The sequence below is a fragment of the Pontibacillus sp. ALD_SL1 genome (genome assembly GCF_017355605.1).
In genome coordinates this window covers 3,530,309-3,554,278 of record NZ_CP062974.1, presented here as the reverse complement: position 1 = coordinate 3,554,278, position 23,970 = coordinate 3,530,309, and the positions used below count along the sequence as shown (strand labels likewise).

Annotated in this window: 25 protein-coding genes; 23 read left to right on the top strand and 2 right to left on the bottom strand. The window is 43.7% G+C overall.

Features of this window, described 5'->3' with window-relative positions; genetic code table 11:
- Positions 1 to 289: 289 nt before the first annotated feature.
- Both rpoE and IMZ31_RS17665 read left to right on the top strand, forming a co-directional pair.
- Positions 290 to 868: a DNA-directed RNA polymerase subunit delta gene (gene rpoE, locus IMZ31_RS17670; protein ID WP_207528554.1), complete on the top strand. Its 579-nt coding sequence runs from the start codon at positions 290 to 292 to the stop codon at positions 866 to 868.
- A 189-nt stretch (positions 869 to 1,057) separates the two neighbouring features.
- Positions 1,058 to 2,656, top strand: a complete 1,599-nt coding sequence (locus tag IMZ31_RS17665; RefSeq protein WP_207528553.1) for a CTP synthase — start codon at positions 1,058 to 1,060, stop codon at positions 2,654 to 2,656.
- 163 nt (positions 2,657 to 2,819) lie between these two features.
- Here IMZ31_RS17665 and IMZ31_RS17660 read toward each other — a convergent pair whose 3' ends face one another.
- On the bottom strand, positions 2,820 to 3,332 hold the full coding sequence (locus tag IMZ31_RS17660) for a DUF2529 family protein (RefSeq protein WP_242705730.1): 513 nt from the start codon (positions 3,330 to 3,332) through the stop codon (positions 2,820 to 2,822).
- 201 nt (positions 3,333 to 3,533) lie between these two features.
- Here IMZ31_RS17660 and IMZ31_RS17655 point away from each other — a divergent pair, with 201 nt between their 5' ends.
- From IMZ31_RS17655 to IMZ31_RS17595, 13 genes are all read left to right on the top strand, one after another.
- Complete coding sequence (locus tag IMZ31_RS17655) at positions 3,534 to 3,893, top strand: response regulator (protein ID WP_207528551.1); 360 nt, start codon at positions 3,534 to 3,536, stop codon at positions 3,891 to 3,893.
- A 188-nt stretch (positions 3,894 to 4,081) separates the two neighbouring features.
- Complete coding sequence (fba, locus tag IMZ31_RS17650) at positions 4,082 to 4,945, top strand: class II fructose-1,6-bisphosphate aldolase (protein ID WP_036780048.1); 864 nt, start codon at positions 4,082 to 4,084, stop codon at positions 4,943 to 4,945.
- A gap of 171 nt (positions 4,946 to 5,116) precedes the next feature.
- Entirely contained in the window at positions 5,117 to 5,755 is a 639-nt protein-coding gene (gene fsa, locus IMZ31_RS17645; RefSeq protein ID WP_188650594.1) for a fructose-6-phosphate aldolase, read from the top strand.
- A 77-nt stretch (positions 5,756 to 5,832) separates the two neighbouring features.
- Positions 5,833 to 7,119 (top strand): UDP-N-acetylglucosamine 1-carboxyvinyltransferase, encoded by a 1,287-nt coding sequence (locus IMZ31_RS17640; protein ID WP_188650592.1) that lies wholly within the window; start codon positions 5,833 to 5,835, stop codon positions 7,117 to 7,119.
- Between the two features lie 112 nt (positions 7,120 to 7,231).
- Complete coding sequence (glpX, locus tag IMZ31_RS17635) at positions 7,232 to 8,200, top strand: class II fructose-bisphosphatase (protein ID WP_207528550.1); 969 nt, start codon at positions 7,232 to 7,234, stop codon at positions 8,198 to 8,200.
- Between the two features lie 361 nt (positions 8,201 to 8,561).
- A complete protein-coding gene (rho, locus tag IMZ31_RS17630) occupies positions 8,562 to 9,854 on the top strand; it encodes a transcription termination factor Rho (RefSeq protein ID WP_207528549.1) in 1,293 nt (430 codons plus the stop codon).
- A 187-nt stretch (positions 9,855 to 10,041) separates the two neighbouring features.
- Positions 10,042 to 10,287 (top strand): type B 50S ribosomal protein L31, encoded by a 246-nt coding sequence (locus tag IMZ31_RS17625; RefSeq protein WP_036780038.1) that lies wholly within the window; start codon positions 10,042 to 10,044, stop codon positions 10,285 to 10,287.
- Positions 10,288 to 10,496: 209 nt separating this feature from the next.
- Entirely contained in the window at positions 10,497 to 11,114 is a 618-nt protein-coding gene (locus tag IMZ31_RS17620; protein ID WP_036780035.1) for a thymidine kinase, read from the top strand.
- Between the two features lie 234 nt (positions 11,115 to 11,348).
- Complete coding sequence (locus IMZ31_RS17615; RefSeq protein WP_207528548.1) at positions 11,349 to 11,774, top strand: putative periplasmic lipoprotein; 426 nt, start codon at positions 11,349 to 11,351, stop codon at positions 11,772 to 11,774.
- 215 nt (positions 11,775 to 11,989) lie between these two features.
- A complete protein-coding gene (prfA, locus tag IMZ31_RS17610; RefSeq protein WP_207528547.1) occupies positions 11,990 to 13,060 on the top strand; it encodes a peptide chain release factor 1 in 1,071 nt (356 codons plus the stop codon).
- A gap of 1 nt (position 13,061) precedes the next feature.
- Positions 13,062 to 13,925 (top strand): peptide chain release factor N(5)-glutamine methyltransferase, encoded by an 864-nt coding sequence (gene prmC / locus IMZ31_RS17605; RefSeq protein ID WP_207528546.1) that lies wholly within the window; start codon positions 13,062 to 13,064, stop codon positions 13,923 to 13,925.
- Between the two features lie 254 nt (positions 13,926 to 14,179).
- Positions 14,180 to 14,884: a stage II sporulation protein R gene (gene spoIIR / locus IMZ31_RS17600; protein ID WP_242705604.1), complete on the top strand. Its 705-nt coding sequence runs from the start codon at positions 14,180 to 14,182 to the stop codon at positions 14,882 to 14,884.
- Between the two features lie 66 nt (positions 14,885 to 14,950).
- Positions 14,951 to 15,379: a GNAT family N-acetyltransferase gene (locus tag IMZ31_RS17595; protein WP_207528545.1), complete on the top strand. Its 429-nt coding sequence runs from the start codon at positions 14,951 to 14,953 to the stop codon at positions 15,377 to 15,379.
- Positions 15,380 to 15,514: 135 nt separating this feature from the next.
- On the opposite strand, the gene IMZ31_RS17590 is transcribed toward IMZ31_RS17595, so the two are convergent.
- Complete coding sequence (locus IMZ31_RS17590) at positions 15,515 to 15,931, bottom strand: organic hydroperoxide resistance protein (RefSeq protein WP_305849397.1); 417 nt, start codon at positions 15,929 to 15,931, stop codon at positions 15,515 to 15,517.
- 157 nt (positions 15,932 to 16,088) lie between these two features.
- Here IMZ31_RS17590 and IMZ31_RS17585 point away from each other — a divergent pair, with 157 nt between their 5' ends.
- The 8 genes from IMZ31_RS17585 (at position 16,089) to rpiB (ending at position 23,941) form a co-directional block, all read left to right on the top strand.
- The gene (locus tag IMZ31_RS17585) at positions 16,089 to 17,132 is read left to right on the top strand and encodes an L-threonylcarbamoyladenylate synthase (RefSeq protein ID WP_242705603.1); all 1,044 of its coding nucleotides are present in this window, start codon (positions 16,089 to 16,091) and stop codon (positions 17,130 to 17,132) included.
- 64 nt (positions 17,133 to 17,196) lie between these two features.
- Positions 17,197 to 17,751: a manganese efflux pump MntP gene (locus IMZ31_RS17580; protein ID WP_207528544.1), complete on the top strand. Its 555-nt coding sequence runs from the start codon at positions 17,197 to 17,199 to the stop codon at positions 17,749 to 17,751.
- A 236-nt stretch (positions 17,752 to 17,987) separates the two neighbouring features.
- On the top strand, positions 17,988 to 18,764 hold the full coding sequence (locus IMZ31_RS17575; protein ID WP_207528543.1) for a sulfite exporter TauE/SafE family protein: 777 nt from the start codon (positions 17,988 to 17,990) through the stop codon (positions 18,762 to 18,764).
- 22 nt (positions 18,765 to 18,786) lie between these two features.
- Positions 18,787 to 19,908 (top strand): MBL fold metallo-hydrolase, encoded by a 1,122-nt coding sequence (locus IMZ31_RS17570; RefSeq protein ID WP_207528542.1) that lies wholly within the window; start codon positions 18,787 to 18,789, stop codon positions 19,906 to 19,908.
- Positions 19,909 to 20,013: 105 nt separating this feature from the next.
- Complete coding sequence (locus IMZ31_RS17565) at positions 20,014 to 21,414, top strand: WG repeat-containing protein (protein WP_207528541.1); 1,401 nt, start codon at positions 20,014 to 20,016, stop codon at positions 21,412 to 21,414.
- Between the two features lie 126 nt (positions 21,415 to 21,540).
- Entirely contained in the window at positions 21,541 to 22,155 is a 615-nt protein-coding gene (locus tag IMZ31_RS17560) for a low molecular weight protein arginine phosphatase (RefSeq protein WP_207528540.1), read from the top strand.
- 20 nt (positions 22,156 to 22,175) lie between these two features.
- Positions 22,176 to 23,498: a methyl-accepting chemotaxis protein gene (locus tag IMZ31_RS17555; RefSeq protein WP_207528539.1), complete on the top strand. Its 1,323-nt coding sequence runs from the start codon at positions 22,176 to 22,178 to the stop codon at positions 23,496 to 23,498.
- Between the two features lie 5 nt (positions 23,499 to 23,503).
- A complete protein-coding gene (rpiB, locus tag IMZ31_RS17550) occupies positions 23,504 to 23,941 on the top strand; it encodes a ribose 5-phosphate isomerase B (RefSeq protein WP_036780007.1) in 438 nt (145 codons plus the stop codon).
- The last annotated feature ends 29 nt before the right edge of the window (positions 23,942 to 23,970 follow it).

Here is a 23,970-nt window from a genome sequence, read left to right as displayed (position 1 = left end):
CAAAAAGGGGAACCTATGTGGTTCCCCTTTCTCGCGCTCTGATGAGGTAGAGAGATAAAGCGTGCCAGACACGCTGTAGTGCAGTAGAGGGGTGAAGGGTGTCTGACACCCTGTTGTGCTGTAGTGTGTTAAAGGGGATCAGTGGGTTCTTGTGAAAAAACTCGGCGAAACTCTAGCATAAACAATATTCAATTGTTTATAATGTATGATATGGTTGAAAGCGAGCAACGTAGAATTTATACTATTATGTTATGATGAGTAAATATTTGATATAAAGGGAGTGCTGTACGTGAGCTTTAAAAACTATAGCCACGACGAAATTGCTGAAATGTCTATGCTAGAAATCGCGCATGAGATCCTACTTGACGAAAAGCAAGCGCTAGATTTTCAAGACCTATTTAATAAAATTAGCGAGATTAAAGGACTTTCAAAAGAAGAGAAAACGGACCGTATTGCACAATTCTATACGGATTTAAATACAGATGGCCGTTTCCTTACCATTGGTTCTAACATGTGGGGACTAAAGCGTTGGTACCCAGTAGAACAAGCAGAAGAAGAAATTCAAGCTCCAGTTAAGAAGAAAAAGAAAGCTGCTCCTAAGAAGAAAAAAGCAGCAGCAGCTCCTGTTGAAGAAGAGGAAGACATCGAAGAGGAAGAAATTGAAGACGATCTTGACCTTGACGACGAAGAACTTGACCTCGACGAAGATGGAGAAGAGAATAGTGGCTTAGATGAAGACTTCGACTTAGCAGAAGACGAAGACACAGATCCAAGCTATGATGACGATGAGGAAAAGAATGTTTATGATGGCGACGATGAAGAAGATGATGATGAGGAAGAGGAAGAAGAAGAGAACAAAGATTTATAAGCGTTCTTGACTTTCTTACCCTGAGTCAGTATTATTTTATTTGGGCTCTCTAAAAGAGATCGGAATTAATAAGCGCTCCCGTTAGATTTAACGGGAGCGCTTTTCTATTTTATAAAAAGATAATGAAATGTGTAGCATATAAGTATCGAAGACCTCCTAAGGATTAAATAAAGGAAGAGGGATGACGAAATGGCAGAAACGAAATATATCTTTGTAACAGGTGGGGTTGTTTCTTCGCTTGGTAAAGGGATTACAGCAGCATCACTTGGTCGTTTATTAAAGAACCGTGGAATGAAGGTAACGATTCAAAAGTTTGATCCATACATTAACGTAGACCCAGGGACGATGAGCCCATATCAGCACGGTGAAGTTTTCGTAACAGAAGACGGAGCTGAAACGGACTTAGACCTTGGTCACTATGAGCGTTTTATCGATATTAACCTTAGCCAATACAGCAACGTTACAACAGGTAAAATTTATTCTACTGTCATCAAGAAAGAGCGTCGCGGTGATTACTTAGGAGGAACGGTACAGGTTATTCCTCACATCACAAACGAAATTAAAGAGCGCGTTTTCCGTGCTGGTAAAGAAACGAACGCAGACGTAGTCATCACAGAGATCGGCGGAACAGTAGGGGACATTGAGTCTCTTCCATTCTTAGAAGCCATTCGTCAGATCAAGAGTGACATCGGCAAAGAAAACGTGATGTACCTACACTGTACGCTTGTGCCATACATTAAAGCCGCAGGAGAAATGAAAACAAAACCGACGCAACACTCTGTAAAAGAACTGCGTTCACTTGGAATTCAGCCAGACGTGATTGTTCTTCGTACAGAGAGCGCAATCAGCCAAGATATGAAAAACAAAATTGCACTATTCTGCGATATTAATGAGAACTCAGTTATTGAAGCTGGAGATGCAGAGACACTTTACGACGTACCACTTATGCTTCAAGAACAGCGTCTTGACCAAATTACGTGTGATCACTTCGGATTAAACTGCGGTGAAGCGAATATGACAGAGTGGAACGGACTTGTAGACCGCGTGAAGAACTTAAAAGCGGAAACGACAATTGCACTAGTTGGTAAATATGTTGAACTTCCGGATGCATATATTTCAGTTGTTGAAGCACTAAAACACGCAGGTTATGCCTTTGATAGCGATATTAAAATTGACTGGGTGAACTCTGAAGAAGTGACACCTTCAAACGTTGAGGAAAAACTTTCTCACGCTGACGGTATTTTAGTGCCAGGCGGATTCGGTGACCGCGGCATTGAAGGAAAAATCGAAGCCATCCGCTACGCTCGTGAAAAGAAAGTACCATTCCTTGGTATCTGCTTAGGTATGCAACTAGCAACAGTAGAATTTGCCCGTAACGTACTTGGTTACACGGGTGCACACTCTGCTGAAATCGACCCAACAACGGCTCACCCAATCATTGACCTTCTTCCTGAACAAAAGGACGTAGAAGATATGGGCGGAACGCTTCGTTTAGGCGTATACCCTGCGAAGTTAACGGCAGGTACTCGTACAAAAGAAGCATACGGCGAAGAAGTGATTTATGAGCGTCACCGTCACCGCTACGAATTTAACAATCAGTACCGTGAAGAAATGGAAAACCAAGGCTTCCTATTCTCTGGTACAAGCCCAGACGGTCGCCTTGTTGAGATCATTGAACTTCAAGATCACCCTTGGTTCGTCGCATCTCAGTTCCACCCAGAATTCAAATCACGCCCGACAAACCCACAAAGCCTATTCCACGGCTTCATCGGAGCATGTCAGAAATAAGCAAAAAACGATACCAAAAAAGCCTGCCAGACCCCTGGCAGGCTTTTTCTATAGCACTAGCTTTAACACAGTAAAAGAACAAAGGGTGTCAGACACCCTGCACTGCGGTAGAGCACTAAACGGTGTCTGGCACGCGCCATTACTTTATAGTGGTAAAGCGCTGTTAGTCGATGTCGTACTCGTCTGTGATTTCTTTGACGGTGACGAAGAGGGCTTGGTGGACGTACAACATTGCGATGGTGCTCGGGAATCCGACGCGGTCCATTTCAAATGGAAGAAGCGGTCCGTTTGCTTTCGTGTCGATAAAGAAATCAGCCTGGTCTTTCGCTGGATTCTTTTCCTTCGTTGCTGCAGCGATCAGGATCACTTCTGCACCCTCATTTTGCACCTTTTGAATATAGGATAGAGCCGCTTCATCATCTGCAAAACGAGCCGCAACAATAACCCGGTCTAAGTGGCTTAACTGCACAGATGGTTCGTACACATATTGTTTCGGTAACGGTTCAGGACCCGAGCGCACTTCTGACTCAATGGCTTCCATCTCCCCGAATCCCTTCACATAAATGGATCCATCTCCAACAATAGCTTGAGAGAGGGAACGTGCGACATCTTCTATTTGAAACTCTTCCTTTTCATGAATACCTCTGAAAAGGCCGGTAATTTGAGTAGCTAACATTTTAAGCACCGGCATGCCCTCCTTTTGCGTGAACTCGCTCATATTGTAACGAGTTTTTCGCCTTGGGTAAAATAATTGGTAAAAAGGGAATATAAGGGTTTTCTAGAAAAGAGGGAGGAATTAACCATACTATGGGCGAATGTACATAACGTAGAGGCCGTACATATAAAAATAGATGAAAGATTCGGATGGAGGGGTACTATGACGAAAACAGTATTGGTGGTTGATGACCAACCTGGAATACGCATGCTATTACGAGAAGTCATTAAAACACTAGAATATAACGTAGGTGAAGCTAAAACTGGGCAAGAAGCAATCGATTTCGTCAAAGAACAACATCCAGATCTTATGTTACTGGACTATAAATTGCCGATAAAAGATGGTCTTGAAGTACTAAATGAATTACAGTCGGAAGACTATCAAGTTCCAGCAGTACTTATGAGCGGTTTAGCAGAGGATGACCTGCAGGGGGCTCACACCCATTCTCTTGTAAAATCAGTTGTTGGAAAGCCTTTTGATGTACAAAAGATTAGAGAGATTATTTTGAATATTTTGCGATAAACAAGAGGTTGCGGGAAATTTTTATATGTAAGCGTTAACGTTTGATTGTGTTGTTGCACCAGTGGTACGGACTTGGTATGCTATACATGGAAAAGGTGTTAAATTCCTATATCAGAGAATCGGAACGTATGTGGGTGTATACACTATACGTTGAGATTCTGTGAAAGTATATAAAGGAGGACTAGTCCATGCCGCTAGTATCAATGAAAGAAATGTTAGAAACGGCTAAAGAAAACCGTTATGGTGTTGGCCAATTTAACCTAAACAACTTGGAGTACGCTCAAGCGATTCTTCAGGCTGCTGAAGAGGAGAAATCTCCAGTAATCTTAGGTGTATCTGAAGGCGCAGCACGTTACATGGGTGGCTTCAAAGTTGTTGTATCAATGGTAGAGGCACTTATGGAATCTTACGGTACTACAGTTCCAGTTGCGATTCACTTAGACCACGGTTCTAGCTTTGAAAAATGTGCGGAAGCGATCCACGCTGGTTTCACATCTGTAATGATCGATGCTTCTCATGATCCTTTAGAAGAAAACATCGCTGTTACGAAAAAAGTTGTTGAATTAGCTCACATTCACGGAGTATCTGTTGAAGCAGAACTTGGCCGTGTTGGTGGTCAAGAAGACGATATTATCGTTGACGATGCTGAAGCAGCATACGCAATCCCATCTGAGTGTAAACAACTTGTTGATGAAACAAACGTTGACGTATTCGCTCCAGCACTAGGTTCTGTTCACGGCCCTTACAAAGGCGAACCAAACCTAGGCTTCGACCGTATGGAAGAAATCATGGGTCTTGTAGACAAGCCTCTAGTTCTTCACGGTGGTACTGGAATCCCAACTGATGACATCAAAAAAGCAATCTCCTTCGGTACTGCTAAAATTAACGTAAACACTGAGAACCAAGTATCCCAAGGTAAAGCGATTCGCGAAGTTCTTGCTGAAAAGCCAGACCTTTACGACCCTCGTAAATACATGGGCCCTGGTCGCGATGCGATTAAAGCAACTGTAATCGGTAAAATGCGCGAATTCGGTTCTTCTCAGAAGGCATAGTAAACAAAAGAGTAACCGCCGTGTAAATCGGCGGTTTCCTTTTATATACAATGAAAACGTTTTATCGTTCGAAAGTACTAGTTCATTCGAGCTAAAAGAAAGACCTTTTCCACGAAATGGCGCGTGGACAAGGAAAAAACAATGCACACATCATTAGGGGAGGAAATCGACATGAAATTTTTTATTGATACAGCAAACATTGACGAAATCCGTGAGGCAAACGCATTAGGAATCCTAGCAGGAGTTACAACAAATCCTTCACTAGTTGCCAAAGAGAAAAACGTTTCGTTTCATGACCGTTTAAAAGAGATTACAGACGAAGTAGAAGGCTCTGTTAGCGCAGAAGTAATGGCAGAAGATGCAGAAGGAATGTTGCGCGAGGCAGAGGAATTAGTGAAGATTGCAAAGAATATTACCATTAAGGTTCCAATGACGCTTGAAGGGTTAAAAGCTGTTAAAAAATTATCAGAAAAGGGCGTCAAAACAAACGTCACGCTGATCTTTAATGCCAATCAAGCGCTTTTAGCTGCGCGTGCGGGTGCAACATACGTATCACCATTCTTAGGTCGCTTAGATGATATCGGTCAAAACGGCATGGACTTAATCGCGCAAATCGCAGAAATTTTCGACCGCCACAGCATTGATTCAGAAATTATTGCTGCCTCTGTACGTCATCCAATGCACGTAACAGAAGCCGCTTTACATGGGGCTCATATTGCCACCATTCCATTGAAAGTCATTAATCAATTAGTGAAACATCCATTAACTGATCAAGGTATTGAAAAGTTCAACAACGACTGGAATAAATAATTCTTGCATGAACTTGGAAATATTGTGCAAAATAAGCCTATTAAAAATTAGGCTTTACTGAAAGAAGGGAGTCCGTCATGGAAAAATTACTTGTTGAAGGAGGTCACTCGCTCAAGGGCCAGGTACGTGTCAGCGGTGCAAAAAATAGTGCAGTAGCTTTATTACCTGCAGCTATATTAGCTGAATCGCCTGTTACCATTGAGGGGTTACCGAATATATCTGATGTTGACACTCTAAGCCACTTGCTGCAAGAAATCGGAGGACGCGTTTCTAAGCGTGGCCAAGATATCTATATTGATCCTTCAGACATGATCTCTATGCCCCTGCCAAACGGACGAGTAAAGAAGCTTCGTGCTTCTTACTACTTTATGGGGGCGATGTTAGGTCGCTTTAAGAAAGCTGTTATCGGTTTACCTGGGGGATGTCACTTAGGCCCTCGTCCAATTGATCAGCATATTAAAGGATTTGAAGCACTCGGAGCTCAAGTGACAAATGAGCAAGGTGCGATTTACCTGAGAGCAGAGGAATTACGTGGAGCACGCATTTACCTCGATGTCGTAAGTGTAGGAGCTACCATAAACATCATGCTTGCTGCTGTAAAGGCAAAAGGACGAACCGTTATTGAAAACGCGGCAAAAGAGCCGGAAATTATAGATGTCGCGACCCTGTTAACGAGCATGGGTGCAAAGATTAAAGGTGCAGGTACAGACGTTATTCGTATTGAAGGCGTAGACCATTTAAATGGTTGCCAGCATACAATTATTCCGGACCGAATTGAAGCAGGTACTTACACAATTATGGCTGCTGCTAAAGGTGAAGAAGTCATTATTGATAATGTCATACCGCTTCACTTGGAGTCCTTGATTGCCAAGTTAAGAGAAATGGGCATAGTGGTTGAAACGCGTGATGACCAGCTGCTTGTCAGGCGTTCAAACCCTCTTAAAAGTGTGGATATTAAAACGCTTGTCTATCCTGGTTTTCCGACGGATCTCCAACAGCCGTTTACTTCACTGTTAACACAGGCAACTGGGACAGGCGTTGTAACCGATACGATTTATCAAGCACGATTTAAACACATTGATGAACTGCGTCGTATGAACGCAGACATTAAAGTCGAAGGTAGTTCGGCCATTGTGAATGGACCGATTACCCTTCAAGGGGCAAAGGTAAAAGCTAGTGACTTACGAGCAGGCGCTGCTTTAGTCGCAGCTGGTTTAATGGCGAACGGCGTAACAGAAATTACAGGTCTTGAGCACATTGACCGAGGTTATGAGAATTTAGTTGAGAAGCTATCTGATCTTGGCGCTGTGATCTGGCGTGAAAAAATGACTGAAGCCGAAATCGAACAATTTCAAAATTCATAAAGTGTGTTCCATGGAGATGTGGGAAATAAGCATCGCATAAACGTGAAGGAGGAGCTCTTGTGGGAGGGAGCTTCTTCGCCGCTCACGTTTACAAACAAGGGGAGGAATTACCATGGAAAGAAGTTTAACAATGGAATTAGTACGCGTAACGGAGGCTGCTGCCCTAGCATCAGCTCGTTGGATGGGAAGAGGAAAGAAAGACGAAGCGGATGACGCGGCAACAAGTGCCATGCGTGACGTCTTTGACACGATTCCCATGAAAGGTACTGTCGTAATTGGCGAAGGGGAAATGGACGAGGCTCCGATGCTTTATATTGGAGAGAAACTCGGAAATGGATACGGACCACGTGTTGATGTAGCGGTCGATCCTCTAGAAGGAACGAACATTGTTGCTCAAGGAACGTGGAATGCTCTATCCGTACTCGCCGTTGCAGATCATAGTAAACTTCTTCACGCACCAGATATGTATATGGAAAAGCTAGCCGTAGGTCCAGAAGCTGTCGGCTCTGTCGATATAAATGCTTCTGTAGAAGAGAATTTAAAAGCTGTCGCAAAAGCGAAGAACAAAGATGTAGAAGATGTTGTGGCCATTGTGCTAAATCGTAAGCGACATGAAGGTCTGATCGAGGAGATTAGACAAGCTGGCGCGCGCATCAAGCTTATATCAGATGGAGACGTAGCAGCTGCAATCAATACGGCATTTGATCATACAGGCGTTGATATTTTGTTCGGAAGCGGAGGAGCACCTGAAGGCGTTTTAGCAGCAGCCGCTCTAAAATGTTTAGGTGGAGAAATTCAAGGGAAATTACTCCCGGAGAATAGAGAACAAGAAGAGCGTTGTATGAAGATGGGTATCGATAACATTCACAAAGTGTTACATATGGATGACTTTTGTGGTGGAGACGACGCCATATTCGCCGCAACAGGCGTAACGGATGGGGAGTTGCTCAGAGGTGTGCAGTTCAAAGGTGTACACGCAACGACTCAAACGATTGTTATGCGAGCGAAGTCTGGAACGGTTCGTTTCATTGACGGTGATCATTCTCTGAAGAAGAAACCAAATCTAGTGATTAAGCCATAAATCAAACCAGTAAATGAGGATAGAATGAGCGACTGCTTCATCAAGTATGGGTAGTCGCTTACCTATTCATGATCCCTTCTTTAGATCCTCTTACATCAAAATCATTTTGCTCCTAAAAAGGGTGCAGTCATTTTTTTTAATCTAGAGTTGAATAAACAGATGGATTAGGGTTAAAATGATAGTTGTTTAAAAAGCATCCATAGTTTATTCGTTTTTTAAACCCCGTTGGCAAACTTCTATTCTAGCTTCTAAAGACTTCCTTCATTTAAAAAGATCCATTTATTACCCATTACAGAAGCTATATTCGAACTGTTTCCTTTCATAGATTATAAAAATAAATAAACGTAGGTGTGGTGATATTGTGTCCGTTTCACTATCCATATCGCATCTAGAGACATTGAATCTTAAGGAATTATACTCCTTAGCTCGTGAATACAAAGTCTCTTATTATGCGAAGTTAACGAAACGAGAATTAATCTTTGCGATCTTAAAGGCGCAAGCCGAAAAAGATGGCTTCCTATTCATGGACGGAATTTTAGAAATTATTCCTTCTGAAGGCTTTGGTTTCTTGCGTCCAATTAATTATTCTCCAAGTGCAGAAGATATTTATATTTCAGCGTCACAAATCCGTCGCTTTGATCTTAGAAATGGCGATAAAGTATCTGGTAAAGTACGTCCACCAAAGGAAAATGAACGATACTATGGCCTTCTTCACGTTGATGCGGTAAATGGGGAAGACCCAGATTCAGCAAAAGAGCGTGTGCACTTCCCGGCCTTGACGCCTTTATATCCTGATCGTATGATGGGGCTTGAAACTGAGACTAAAAAGCTATCAACTAGAATCATTGATCTCATGACACCGGTTGGCTTTGGGCAGCGTGGCCTTGTTGTGGCACCACCAAAAGCCGGTAAGACAATGCTTTTAAAGCAAATTGCAAACAGCATTTCTAAAAATCATCCTGATTCGAAATTGATTATTCTTCTTGTGGATGAGCGTCCTGAAGAAGTAACAGATATTGAGCGTTCTGTGCAGCCTGATGTGGATGTTGTAAGTTCAACGTTCGACGAAGTGCCAGAAAATCATATCAAAGTATCAGAGCTTGTATTAGAGCGTGCGATGCGCCTTGTAGAACACAAGAAAGACGTTATTATCTTAATGGATAGTATCACGCGTCTCGCTCGTGCGTATAACCTAGTCATCCCACCAAGCGGTCGTACACTTTCTGGTGGTATTGACCCTGCTGCGTTCCACCGTCCGAAACGCTTCTTCGGGGCGGCTCGTAACATTGAAGAGGGTGGCAGCTTAACAATCTTAGCGACAGCACTTGTCGATACAGGGTCTCGTATGGATGATGTTATTTACGAAGAGTTCAAAGGTACTGGTAATATGGAACTTCACTTGGATCGTTCCCTTGCAGAACGCCGTATCTTCCCTGCAATCGACATCAAACGTTCAGGTACGCGTAAAGAAGAACTGCTATTGCCGAAATCACACCTTGAGAAGATCTGGGCAATCCGGAAAACGATGGGTGATCAACACGATTTCGTTGACCGTTTCTTACGTCGCTTAAAATCTTCTAAGAATAACGACGAATTTTTCCAACTCATGGATGAAGAGATGAAAGGGAAGACAAGCTCACGTCGTTCCAACTAGGATTTTTAGCTATTTTAAAGAAAAAAAGCAGCCGTTTTAAGTATTTTAATGGCTGTTGCATTTACCAAGGGCTACTGTTATAATCTTTTTATGTGAGTTTAAGTTCGGCTGGGTCGATCCAGCCAATTAAAAGCTCTTGGAATAACTCTGTTTCCAAAGGATTCAGGGCAAAAAGGAGTGGAAAAGCATGAAGGAAGGAATTCATCCGAATTACCGTAAGGTCGTATTCTTAGATACGAGCTCTGACTACAAATTCCTAACGGGTTCAACGTTACATTCCGATGAAACAGTTGAATGGGAAGATGGCAACACTTACCCACTAATCCGTGTGGAAATTAGCTCAGCTTCACACCCATTCTACACAGGTAAGCAAAAAGCTGACAAAGCTGGTGGCCGTGTAGATCGCTTTAAGAAAAAATACAACCTTGGCTAAGTTACGATTCGTCGCTTAGTTTTTGGAGATAAAAAACAGGCAAATTGTCTAACCTTTTGCCTGTTTTTTTATGCCATGAATAGCTGTAAGGGTGAATATTCGACCAAATTATAGGCGATTTCCCCCTTTTGACCATAGAGTTTTAATAGTACACACGAAAGTGGTACAAGATAAAAAAGGAACGAGGAAGAGAAGGGAGAGACCGGCTTGTGCATGTGATGAAACACAGCGGGTGGATTGAAGTGATTTGTGGGAGTATGTTTTCAGGGAAATCAGAAGAACTAATCCGCCGCGTCCGCCGTGCTACATACGGAAACCTTTCCGTAAAAGTATTTAAACCAGCGATTGATAACCGTTATGCAGAGGATTCCATCGTAAGTCACAATGGAACGTCTGTCTTAGCTCGACCACTGGAACATTCAACGGATATTCTTGATGTTGTGGATGAAAATGTAGATGTTGTAGGTATTGATGAAGTGCAGTTCTTTGATGAGCATGTAGTTGAGGTTGCTCAAACCCTTGCTGATCGAGGTCACCGCGTCATCGTAGCCGGTTTGGATCTAGATTTTCGTGGAGAACCGTTTGGATGTATGCCAACCTTTATGGCAGTCAGTGAATCCGTTACAAAATTATCAGCGATCTGCCCAGTATGTGGCTCCCCCGCAACTCGGACGCAGCGCTTAATTGATGGACGCCCAGCTTCATATGACGAACCGATTATTCTAGTCGGAGCTTCCGAATCATATGAACCTCGTTGCCGTCATCACCATGAAGTACCCAACAAACCCAGGCACGTCGTAAAAGCGACCCAAACCCAAAAATCCTAACCAAAAGCCCTTTCCTGCTGTGCAGGAAAGGGCTTTTTAGCTTTAGCACTGCAGAACAATGAAGGGTGTCTGACACGCTTTCGCGCGGTAGAGCAGTACAGGGTGTCTGACACCCTTCAGTACGTTAATAAAGAAAAGTTACCTTTTCTTCCTCGATTTACCTACTGGAGATGTATCATAGTCTTTTTGCTTATGGAGAAGCTAAGAGAAACAAGCCGAGAAGGAGGTTTCTCCATGAGAGCAGCTTTAGTGTCAGTAGGTTTAGCCGCAGCAACGTTGTTAAGTGCTTGTGCCTCAAACCCACAAGGAACAGATGAAGTGCGTGATGTTCAGTTCTTTGCAAAGAATACGGATTCATTAATGGAACACGAGCCCAAACGCTCCCGTAATTTACAATCCGACAATCCAATGCAGATCAACCAAGTAGGCGAAACTTGGGGACTTAAGAAAGATAAGGAAAAAGTTTTTGAAGCAGTAGATACACTAGAAGGCGTAACGGTTCGGCGTGTTACATTCAACAAAGATGTTGTCCGCGTTCGAGTTACAGTTGAAGAGGAGATCAAGAGCAACGATGAACGAATGGTAAAAGCTAAGAAAATCAAAACCGCCATTCAACGTGCACTCCCTCGATACAACATTCGCGTCAAGATCGTCGATTAACTTTAGTAAACTAAAGGGTGTCAGACACCGTGTAGTACTTTAGAGTGGTAAAGCGGATTATGGAAGATCAGCTGTTTTGTGGCTGATCTTTTTACATAGTAAGAGGAAGGCAAATAGGGGAGGATTAAAAAAATGTGCGTTTATGACTTCTTTTGACTCCCATTATCGCCTATACTATAATTAGAATGTTATGGACAAAAAAGAGGTGGATGCAAGTGTTAGATAGACTTCAAACCTTAGAAGATCGGTATGAAAAACTAAATGAATTGCTTAGCGACCCGGAAATCGTGAGCGATTCAAACAAACTACGTGAATACTCGAAAGAGCAAGCGGGACTTGAAGAAACGGTTCAAGTTTACCGTGAATACAAAGATACTTCAGAGCAGCTTGATGAAGCTAAAGCCATGTTAGAAGAAGATCTTGATGAAGAAATGAAAGAAATGACAAAAGAAGAGATCTCTGAGCTCTCCGATGAGAAAGAGAAGATGGAAGAGCGCCTGAAAATTCTTCTTATTCCTAAGGATCCAAATGACGAGAAGAACGTTATTATGGAAGTCCGCGGTGCTGCAGGTGGAGACGAAGCTGCTTTATTCGCTGGCGACTTATACCGCATGTACTCTCGTTATGCGGAAGCACATGGATGGAAGACAGAAGTCATTGAAGCTCATGAAAGTGAAGTAGGCGGTTATAAAGAGATTATCTTTATGATCAACGGAAGTGGCGCATTCTCAAAGCTTAAATTTGAGAACGGTGCACACCGTGTACAACGTGTTCCTCAGACGGAATCTGGGGGTCGAATTCACACATCTACAGCGACTGTTGCCTGCTTGCCAGAAGCAGAAGAAGTAGAAGTGGATATCAATGAAAAAGAAATCCGCGTTGATACGTTCGCATCAAGTGGACCAGGAGGACAGAGTGTAAACACCACTATGTCTGCTGTTCGTCTAACGCACGAACCAACTGGAATTGTTGCTTCTTGTCAGGATGAAAAATCCCAGATTAAGAACAAAGAGAAAGCGATGAAGATTTTGCGTGCTCGTATTTATGAGAAATTCCAACAGGAAGAACAAGCGAAATACGATGAAAACCGTAAATCCGCTGTTGGTTCTGGTGACCGCTCAGAGCGTATTCGTACGTACAACTTCCCGCAAAACCGCGTGACGGACCACCGCATCGGTTTAACGATTCAGAAGCTTGATAAAATTCTCGAAGGAAACTTAAACGAGATTACAGAAGCGCTTATTTTAGAAGAACAGACAAAAGCGCTTGCTTCGATCGGAGAATAAAATGGCGAAACACACTATTTGGGAAGCCCGTCGATGGGCTTCCTCTTTTTTAACGGAATACAAGCGAGAAAAGAATGTAGCGGACTTGTTACTGATGCATTATTTAGAGTGCGGTCGAGCTCAGCTTTTAGCTAATGCGAAGGATGTGGTAGACGAAGAGATCTTTAATCAGTTTCAGCGAGACATCCATATTCACGCTGAAAAAGGCGTTCCCGTTCAGCATTTGATTGGACTCGAGGAGTTTTACGGACGTGATTTTAAAGTGAATCATCACGTCTTAATTCCGCGCCCTGAAACGGAAGAACTGATTGTCGCTGTCACCGAGCAATTGAGAAAAAAAGCTTGGCACGATCGAAACTTGAACATGGTGGACGTAGGGACAGGCAGTGGAATTATCGCCATTACATTAGCACTTGAGCTAACAAATGTAGAAATGCGAGCTGTCGATCTGTCCCCAGATGCATTGCACGTTGCAAAGCAAAACGCAGCAACACATAAAGCTGATATCGGATTCTATGAAGGGAGCTTTCTTGAACCGATTATGAAAGCCGGGGACAAGATGGATGTGATCGTCTCCAATCCTCCTTACATTCCAGAGTCAGATCGCTCATCCCTATCAGATGTAGTCGTAAACCACGACCCTGAATTAGCGCTGTTCGCAGAAGATAACGGCTTAGCCGCTTATCGTACCATTGTAAGTCAAGTGCCACACGTGAAAGCGGAAGAAGCTCTCCTTGCTTTTGAAATCGGCCATAACCAAGGAGAAGCAGTATCGACTATCATTGCCGACACCTTCCCAAATGCAACAATTCATGTCCTACAAGACATCAATCAAAAAGACCGAATCATCCTAGCCTGGCTCTAAACGAGCCAGGCTTTTTCTATCTCCCCATGCTTTAAAGCACCACAGCGTGCCAGACACCCTTCACTTTAGCACAGCACCAAAGCGTGTCAGACACGCTTCACTCTAGCACAGCACCAAAGCGTGTCAGACACGCTTCAGTTTGCTAAAGTAATAGTTTTTATTTTTAGTAGATTTGTGTGTATAGGGTTGGGGCCCGTTGTTCATACTGTTTGTAAGAGAAAAGGACGAAGCAAAACGAAAAGGGGACGGGGGATATGAATATGTTGAAGAAGGTGAACGTGAAGAAGGCAATTGGCGTTGTGTTGTTGGTGGTCCTTTGTGCAGTGTTATTTCCTTACACGCTTGAAGGATATAATGAAGCACCAGATCGTGGGACAGATATTCAAGTCATTCCAGATCAAGCGATTCGTTTACGCATTCTAGCAAATAGTGACGGGGATAAAGATCAGGCGATTAAGCGTAAAGTAAGAGATGCTGTGAACGCTGAAATCACTGTATGGGTAGAAGAGTTAACATCTATTGAAGCAGCTCGTGAGCTAATCCAAAGTCGTTTAGGTGAATTAGAAGAAATTGTGGATAACGTGTTGAAAGAAGAGGGCATTAAGCAAAGCTACACTGTGGATTATGGAAAACAAGTGAAGTTCCCAGCTAAACTATACGGAACTTATTTATACCCTGCTGGTGAGTATGAAGCCATTCTTATATCGCTAGGAAAGGGAGATGGCGCGAACTGGTGGTGTGTTCTATTCCCGCCGCTTTGCTTCCTTGATTTCAACAACGGTACATCAGTAGCTGCAGAGGCAACGGACCAACCAGAGCAGTCACAACAGCCAGCCCAACCTGAAGAGTCTAGCGATCCGGAAGAAATCGAAGAGACTGAAGTAGAATCAAGTGCAGAAGCTGAGCGAGAAGAAGTGGAAGTGAAGTTCTTCTTGAGTAAATGGTTCAACTTTTTATAGAAATCTATCATAACCTCTCTAGTACTTCATATAGATGGTAATAAGAACGCTAGGGAGGGAATTAAAATGATTGAACTAACTCATATAAAAGATTATGAACAATCCACAATGGAAGACTTCTTTGGGGATAAAATGGAGGAACTTACCGACCGGGAAAGACTAATGGAACATGGCCATATCGTAACATTGAATGGAGAACAGCAAGGATTTGTAGCTCTTGTTCCTGTTGAAGAAGGCTCGATTTGGCTAAGGTCACTCTACTTTCAGTCTGGTGTACGACCAGAGCTTGTCCTGACGCTTTTTGAAGTGCTTCAGCAGCATGTAGAAGAACAAGGACTTGGTAAACTCTTTGTGTTCAGTCACCAAAGGACGCTCGAGCCTTTGCTTGAAACGTATCAATATCAACAGATCGACTCATCCGACGTCCCCGTAAAAGATGAAGATCGACCAGCCCAAACAGGGAACTGGTGGTGTTATACATCAAAAGCTATTTAGTTATTCACACCTGTGGATAAATGTTGTTAATAACTTGTGCAAATATGTGGATGAACCCCCCTTTTATTCACATTTGCTATATAAAAAGAGGCTATCCAAAAGGATAGCCTCTTCCTGCGTTCCTTAAAGCCTGCTTTACACAGCCTTCGTTTCTAGTGATACTTCAATGTTGCCGCGTGTCGCACGTGAATAAGGGCATACATCGTGTGCTTTATTCACAAGCTCTTCTGCTTTAGACTGATCCACACCGCTGATCTCAACATGGATTTGCACCCCAAGACCTAATCCGTCATTGCCTTTACCAATGTCGACTTTCGCTGTTACCGTGGATTCAATGTTTTCACCAGACTGGTCCGCAACAAGATTTAACGCACCATCGAAGCACGCTGAATAACCACAAGCAAATAGTTGCTCAGGGTTCGTACCTTCTCCACCTGGGCCGCCAAGACCTTCAGGGGTAGACAGGTTATGTTCAACTTTATTATCTGACGTGGAGACCGAACCTTCACGGCCACCTTTTGCTGTTGCTTCTGCTGTATAAAGTACTTTCATGAAAAATCCCTCCATACATTTGTTTTGCTTCACAATTACACTCTACCCGTTTAATCTAGATCTTACTCATAAGAATAGGTAGAGGACTTGCGGAAATGGGCTAAGAAAGCTCATAATAAGAGAATAATGTTGGCAAACAAGAAAGGATGCTCGACAATTGAGTACAACCGAAACGAAATTTTGGACAATCGACCCCAGTAACGTCGATTCATTACAAATAGAAGAAGCAGCGGCACTTCTGCGAGATAACCAAGCGGTAGCTTTTCCGACAGAAACCGTTTATGGGCTTGGAGCGAATGCGCTGAACGAACAAGCGGTTCAAGGGATTTTTGCTGCTAAAGGCCGTCCCGCGGACAATCCTCTTATTGTTCACGTGGCGAATAAAGAGCAGATTGAAGAAGTAGTAACACATATTCCAAAAATGGCTCACAAGTTAATCGATGCCTTCACGCCAGGCCCATTGACCCTTATTTTGGAAAGTAACGGTTCGTGTGCCTCTAATGTAACGGCTGGTTTATCCTCAGTTGGTGTCCGTATTCCTGATCACCCAGTAGCGCGCGCCTTGTTACAAACTTGTCGTCTGCCCCTCGCTGCACCGAGTGCAAACCGGTCAGGTCGTCCGAGTCCAACTTCAGCTGAGCACGTTTATAAAGATTTAAATGGCCGTGTAGCTGGAATTGTAGATGGTGGCCCTACAGGTGTTGGTGTGGAGTCGACTGTAGTTGACTGCACAGGTGATCGCCCGGTGATTTTAAGACCAGGCGGAATTACGAAAGAGGACCTTGAGGAAGTTGTAGGGCCGACGGATTTTGATCCAGCTTTAATCAATCAAGAGGAAAAGCCGAAGTCACCAGGGATGAAATATACCCACTATGCCCCAGAAGCTCCTCTGTGGTTAGTGGAAGGCGACCTAGCTTTTCTGCAGCGCCAGATTGATCAACTTCAGCAAAATGATAAGCGTGTTGGGGTGATTGTAAGCCAAGAACACGCAGGTCATATACAAGCAGATGAAATTCAAATCTGTGGTTCCCGTGACCATCTAAATGAAGTGGCCGTCCACTTATATGGCGCGCTCCGTTCGTTCTCAACCGATACGATTGATGTCATACTATGTGAGAGTTTCCCCGAATACGGAATGGGCTATGCGGTCATGAACCGACTCAAGAAAGCGGCGACACAAGTGATCACTCAAGATGAATAGATTCTTCTAAACTCCTCCTCAGTCGCATATGCTGAACTAGCATGTCCCGAGGGGGAGTTTTTATATGGATTCGGTATCGATTATGGGGGAAATGATTACCCTCGCCATGATGGCGATCGCACTAGGAATGGATGCTTTTTCAATAGGACTTGGCATGGGAATGATCCCGCTTCGCCTTCGTAAAATAGGGACCATTGGGCTCACAGTAGGCATGTTTCACGTGATTATGCCTTTTGGTGGAATGGTGCTCGGGCGATTCTTATCTGCTCAACTAGGTTCAGTAGCCACGGTGGCCGGTGGCGTTTTGCTTCTCATATTAGGCGCTCAGATGTTTTATTCTTCTTTCACCAAAGACGAAACTCCTGCCTTCACACCTGTTGGCTTTGGCCTCATTATATTCTCCTTAAGCGTTAGTTTAGACAGCTTCTCAGTCGGGCTAAGCCTTGGTATGTCCGGGGCCCGAACGCTCGTTACGTTAATTCTATTTGGTCTTGCAAGCACCGTACTGACATGGGGCGGACTCTTATTAGGTAAGAAAGTACAAGGCCTCCTCGGTACATACTCCGAAATGTTCGGAGGCAGCATCCTCTGCGCATTCGGACTCCAACTCATCCTATAAAGCTGCGCGCTTCTTTAGCACTGTAAAGACCCACAGCGTGCCAGACACCCTGCACTGCTCTAAAGCAAAGAAGCGTGTCAGACACCCTTCATTGCTCTAAAGCGGTGGAGGGTATTTTTAGGTTTTGTGAGTACATGTGGTGGTATAGGTATTGTGATCGTAATTTTAAGGATAAAAAGTGGATAGGGATTGCAGACTAAGAGAGAAGCTGTGGCAGGTAAAGAGGTGCTAGTTGTATGGAATGGTCATTATTGATCACGGTTTTTGTTATTGGACTTGTAGGTTCTTTCGTGTCTGGTTTAGTTGGTATTGGCGGCGCCATTGTCAACTATCCTATGGTGCTTTATATCCCGCCACTTCTCGGTTTTGCAGCATTTAGCGCTCATGCGGCTGCTGGCATAGTGGCTGTTCAGGTTTTCGTGGCTTCATTTGGAGGCGTATGGGGGTACCGAAAAGGGAACTACCTTCACAAGAAGTTAATTCTCTACATGGGTATAAGCATTCTCCTCGGTAGCTTATTAGGAGGATTTGGTGCCTCTTACTTATCTGAAAAAGTCGTTAATATTGTCTACGGCATCCTTGCCCTCATAGCCGTGGCGATGATGTTTATCCCTACTCACGAAGAAGAAGTGGGGAGCGATCATCCGGACTTCAACAAATGGGTCGCCTCTATTTCCGCCTTTCTTGTCGGAATTGGAGCCGGGATTGTCGGAGCAGGTGGGGCATTTTTGCTCGTCCCGATTATGCTAAGCATCCTTCACATACCGACCCGGATGACGATCGCTTCCTCACTGGCAATCACATTTATCTCATCCATCGGTGCTGTGACGGGCAAACTGTTCTCTGGTGATGTCCCGGTCTTGCCTGCGTTGGCAATTGGGATCGCGAGCATCATCACCTCACAACTTGGAGCGGAAGCTGGGAAAAAAGCCAATACGAAAGTGCTACAAACGATTCTTGCAGTACTCATTATCGGTACAGCCATCAAAATCTGGTGGGACATTCTTTTCTAAATTATGAACAGGAGGGGTTTAAATGGCACTACAACCATTAACAGTTGATGTATTAGCTAAGAAGATCTTAAACAATGAAGAAGTGTTTTTATTAGATATTCGGAAAGAAGAAGATTACGAAGGGTGGGCCGTTGAAGGCCGCAATGTTCGAAGTCTGAATATCCCTTTCAAACAGCTCGAGAGCGACCCAGGTGATGTGAAAGAAAAGCTACCAAACGATCAGCCTGTATACGTAGTTTGTGCGCGTGGCATTTCTTCACAAAAAGCAGTCGACCTTCTAAAAGAAGCAGGTCTTGAAGAAGTAACGTATCTTGAAGGAGGCATGACTTCTTGGAGTGAACACCTTGAACCCGTCAAAATTGGCGACCTAAATGGAAAAGGTGAACTGTATCAATTCCTTCGCCTAGGTAAAGGTTGCTTGTCCTATATGATTATCGCAAATGGAGAGGCTGCTGTAGTAGATGCGAACCGCATGACGGGTCAATATGAAGACTTCGCTAAGAAGCAAAATGTCACCATCAAACATGTACTTGATACACACTTGCACGCTGACCATATCTCAGGCGGTAAAGAGCTTGCTGATCAAAACGGAGCCACGTATTGGTTCCCGAAACAGGATGATGTCGGAGTTGAGTTCTCTTATAGCGCTCTAGAAGATGGCAAGGAAATCTCAGTCGGCGATGTAACGATTGCGGCATTTTATTCTCCGGGCCACACAATCGGAAGCACAAGCTTCATCGTCGACCAGGAATACCTGTTAACGGGAGACATTTTGTTCGTTCAATCCATCGGACGTCCTGACCTTGCAGGGAAAGCGGAAGACTGGGTAGAAGACCTTCGCCAAACGCTTTACAGCCGCTATAAAGAGGTTTCCCAGAACCTAACCGTGCTCCCGGCTCACTTTGGCAAGATGGAAGAAATCAATGAACAAGGTACCGTTCAAGCTAAGCTTGAAGACCTTTATAAGAAAAATGATCGTCTCCAAGTTGAGGACGAAAGTGAATTTCGTCATCTCGTAACGGATAATCTACCGCCTCAGCCGAACAGTCACGAAGAAATTCGTAAAACGAACATGGGTAAAAAACAACCAGACGCAGACGAACGACGCGAAATGGAAGTCGGTCCAAACCGCTGCGCAGTATAATGTATGAAGCCGTCCGAACTAGTTTCGGGCGGCTTTTTTATCGAAAAAACACCCCACTTCCTGCTACAATAGTAATAGATATAGGAAAATTGTGGAGGTGAAGTGGTGGGAGAATGCAAGAACTGTGGCGCCCCGATTGAGAAGGGGGAGTCGTGCGAGAAATGTACACAGCACCAAGAATACATACAAAACAAAAACGAAGAATCGATGTTCGATTTTGAACCGCAACAGCATACATACGAAACACCTAAAAAGGGGCAGGAAGAAACAAGTCCAGAACCATCACACGAAACAACGGTAGAGAGTGTGCCCACTATCCCTGTTCGGCAAGAAGCGGAGTCAGAAGACCCGTTTTTATTTTCGGAGAAAACGGAACGAAAAAGCTTCAAACGGCCAAAGATAACATGGCTCATAGCCGGAATTCTCATTGTTCTTATGAGCGCTGCATTTTTCATTTATAGTCAGATTACTTCAAAGGACACGCTTTATTTTACAGTCGGTAACAAGATTGAGTTAGGCTTTATTAACGGGGTAGGCGAGATGGTTCTTGAAACCGATTATGATAGTTTCTATCCGTTATATAATATTCAACAAGAGTCAGGTATAAATGGTCGGGGGCCGCATCATATTGTGAAAGGGTATCACTTCACAGAAGACCTGTATCCAATTATGCAGGGAGACGCAGGTGAAACGCAGCAATATGGATTTATCAATAAGAGCGGAGAGTGGGTTATTGAGCCAACCTATGAACAAGCCCGTGCTTTTTATGGCGAACGTGCTCTTGTAGTCAAGAATGGGGCTGCTGGGTTTATTAATTATGAAGGAGAGCTGGTCATCCCCGCTCAATATCCTTCTGCTAAAGATTTTAAAGAAGGCTTCGCTCCTGTTTACCAAGATAATCAATGGGGCTTTATTGATATAAATGGTGACATGCTAATTGATCCTGCTTTTGATGAAGCTTTTCATTTTAATGAGGGCATTGCTCTTGTCGTTAAAGATAGGGAATACCAATATATTAATACCAATGGAGAGCAAGTAATGGACAGAACATTTGAGAAAGGGTATGCCTTCTCTGAGGGACTGGCTCCTGTCGAAGTTGATGGGAAATTTGGCTTTATCGATAAAGAAGGCAACATGAAAATTGATCCTCAATATAAGCGTGCTTATCCATTCCACGAGGGCGTTGCTACGGTTTGCCTGGATGAGAAATGTGGGGTTATTAACAAAGGGGGCCACATGGTGGTTGATGCCGAATTTGAAAAAATTGGCTGGTATGTGGATGGATTGGCATATGCCATTACAAGTGAGAAATCCGGTTATATTGATACAAAAGGAGACTGGAAAATCGGTTTTGAAGGGCGTACCGAGTATGCGTTTCCTTTTTATGAAGGGCTGGGCCTCACTGTTAGAAGAGTAGAGAATCCTTCTCGAGGAGATGGACTCACCAATATATTTGAATACCGAAATAAAAACGGAGAGATTATTCATCAATTTAAGCCTTTTTAACAAACCAACACTCCTTTACTCAACAAGAGTAAAGGAGTGTTATTTATAAGATTTCTCTCACCGACGAGAGCCGGATGGATATGTTATAATGCAGGTAAGATAAGCACAAGTAGTGGAGGATTGAGAATGAAGCATATTTTGTTTGTGTGCACAGGGAATACGTGCAGAAGTCCGATGGCAGAGGCATTGTTAAGAGAAAAGCATGAAGACATTGAAGTGAGATCTGCTGGGATCTTCGCTCATAAGGGCTCGAAAGCTTCGAAAGGTACAGAAGAGGTGTTGAAGAAGAAAGGAATTTCTTTAAATCATGAATCGCAGCCTCTTTCTGAAGACCTAATGAGATGGGCAAATATTGTCCTGACGATGACAGCTCAGCACAAGCAAAGCGTCGTGATGGAATATCCACGCTATGAAGATAACGTGTTCACGTTAAAGGAATATGTTCTTCAAAATGATCATAACCAATGGCAGCAACTGAAAGAAGCCTATTCTACGTTAGAAGATAGAAAGGCCGTCTTTTTACAAAAAAATCGTGAAAAATATAACTCACCACAAGAGCTTGAACAAGCCCTTATCCAACATTTAAATGAAGAGATTTCACTTATTCGTGAAATCGAAGCCAACCTCCCAAATTCAGACATCTCTGATCCATTTGGAGGAGACCTAGATACGTATGAAAAAACGCTTACAGAAATTGAAAAACATGTTGAACTTCTTATCAAAAAATTAGACAATAAGTAGGACAAAGGATTTGTAAGGGGATGGCAGGTTTGGAGGAGAAAAAGAGGTATCGGTTTAGTCTTCGGTTAAAGCTCGTTGTATTCATTACAACGCTTGCGGTGATTACGTATTCAACGAGTGCTTGGTTTATCTATGTACTCTATGATCGGATCAAGGATACAATCGGCATTTCTGTCGTTCCTTTTACGTTGATCACCTTCGCGTTAGGCATTCTCTGGTCAGGCATCCTTGCCTATGTGGCGGCAGGATTTATCACAAAGCCTCTCCTTAAATTGGAACAGACTGCAGCCAAAGCAGCTCTTGGGGATATCACGGACGAAGTCGCTGTATCTAAATCAGACGATGAAATCCGCTCCCTTGGTACGGCTTTTGGAACAATGATGACCAATTTGAGAGGCATGGTACATAATATCGATCACAATTTTGGCGAAACGAACAAGTCTGTCACAGCCATTAAAGAGGCGACCGAGCAAGCGACGAACCAAGCGCGGCTCATTTCGGAGACGATCGATGAAATCTCTGAAGGCTCTGAGAGCTCTTCTGTCGCGATTCAGCAAACCGCTGAAGCGATCGAAGAAACAACAGAACTTGCAACCAAGGTACAGCACAAGGCCAAGCTCTCTCAAGATATGTCCACTCACATGATTACGACATTGAATGATAGCGAGAAGGTCGTGTATTCTCTTGTTGAAGGCATTCAGTCGATTGCAGAGGAACAAGAACTGTCATTAGAAGCGGTTGAACGTATGGAGACGAACGCGAAGAAAGTAGAGGACATTATATCCCTTGTTGGAAACCTCGCCGAGCAGACGAACTTACTCGCTTTAAACGCTTCAATCGAAGCAGCACGAGCAGGAGAACATGGGAAAGGTTTTGCTGTTGTAGCAGAAGAAGTAAGGAAACTCGCAGATGAGAGTGGAAAAGCAGTCAAAGGGATATCAGACCTCATTCAAACGATGCAAAAAGACGTCTCCAAGGTCGTTCATAAAATAAACGATCAGGTTCAATTCGCTCGCCAGGAAGCAAACAGAGGCGAGGAAACAAACAAGACGATCGCGGATATGTCTACGTCTGTAAATGAAGTAGCACTAGCAGTTCAAGAGATTTCTGCTCTTGTTGATCAACAGCTCGCATCGCTCCAATCGACAGCCATTCAATCTCAGGAAGTCTCAGCCATAGCAGAAGAAACCTCAGCCGGAACGCTTCAAGCCAGCTCCACCGTACAGCATCAGACGGAGCTTATAGAATCAATTGACCAGATCGCTCATGCACTGGGCGAACAAGCGGATGGATTAAGACAACAAATCCACCGATTTCGAATTAGAGATATTGAGAAGGGATGATCACCATGAAAGTAATCGTAGCATCAGATCACGGAGGCGTGAACATTCGTAAAGAAGTAACGAATCTATTAGAAGAAATGAACATTGAATTTGAAGATATCGGCTGTGACTGTGAAGGTTCTGTTGACTATCCAGACTACGGAATCCCAGCAGCCGAGCGCGTAGCAAATGGCGAATTTGATCGTGCGATTTTAATTTGCGGAACAGGCATTGGTATGTCCATTTCTGCCAACAAAGTAAAAGGCGTACGCTGTGCACTTGTTCATGACTTATTTACGGCTAAAGTAACGCGTGAACACAATGATTCTAACGTGCTAGCAATGGGTGAGCGTGTCATTGGGCCAGGCCTTGCGCGCGAGATTGCAAAGACTTGGTTAAGTGCAGAATTTGAAGGGGGACGCCACGCAAACCGCGTCTCTAAAATTAGTGAATACGAAGCATAATTGAGAAAAGGGGGAAGAAAAGCATACGT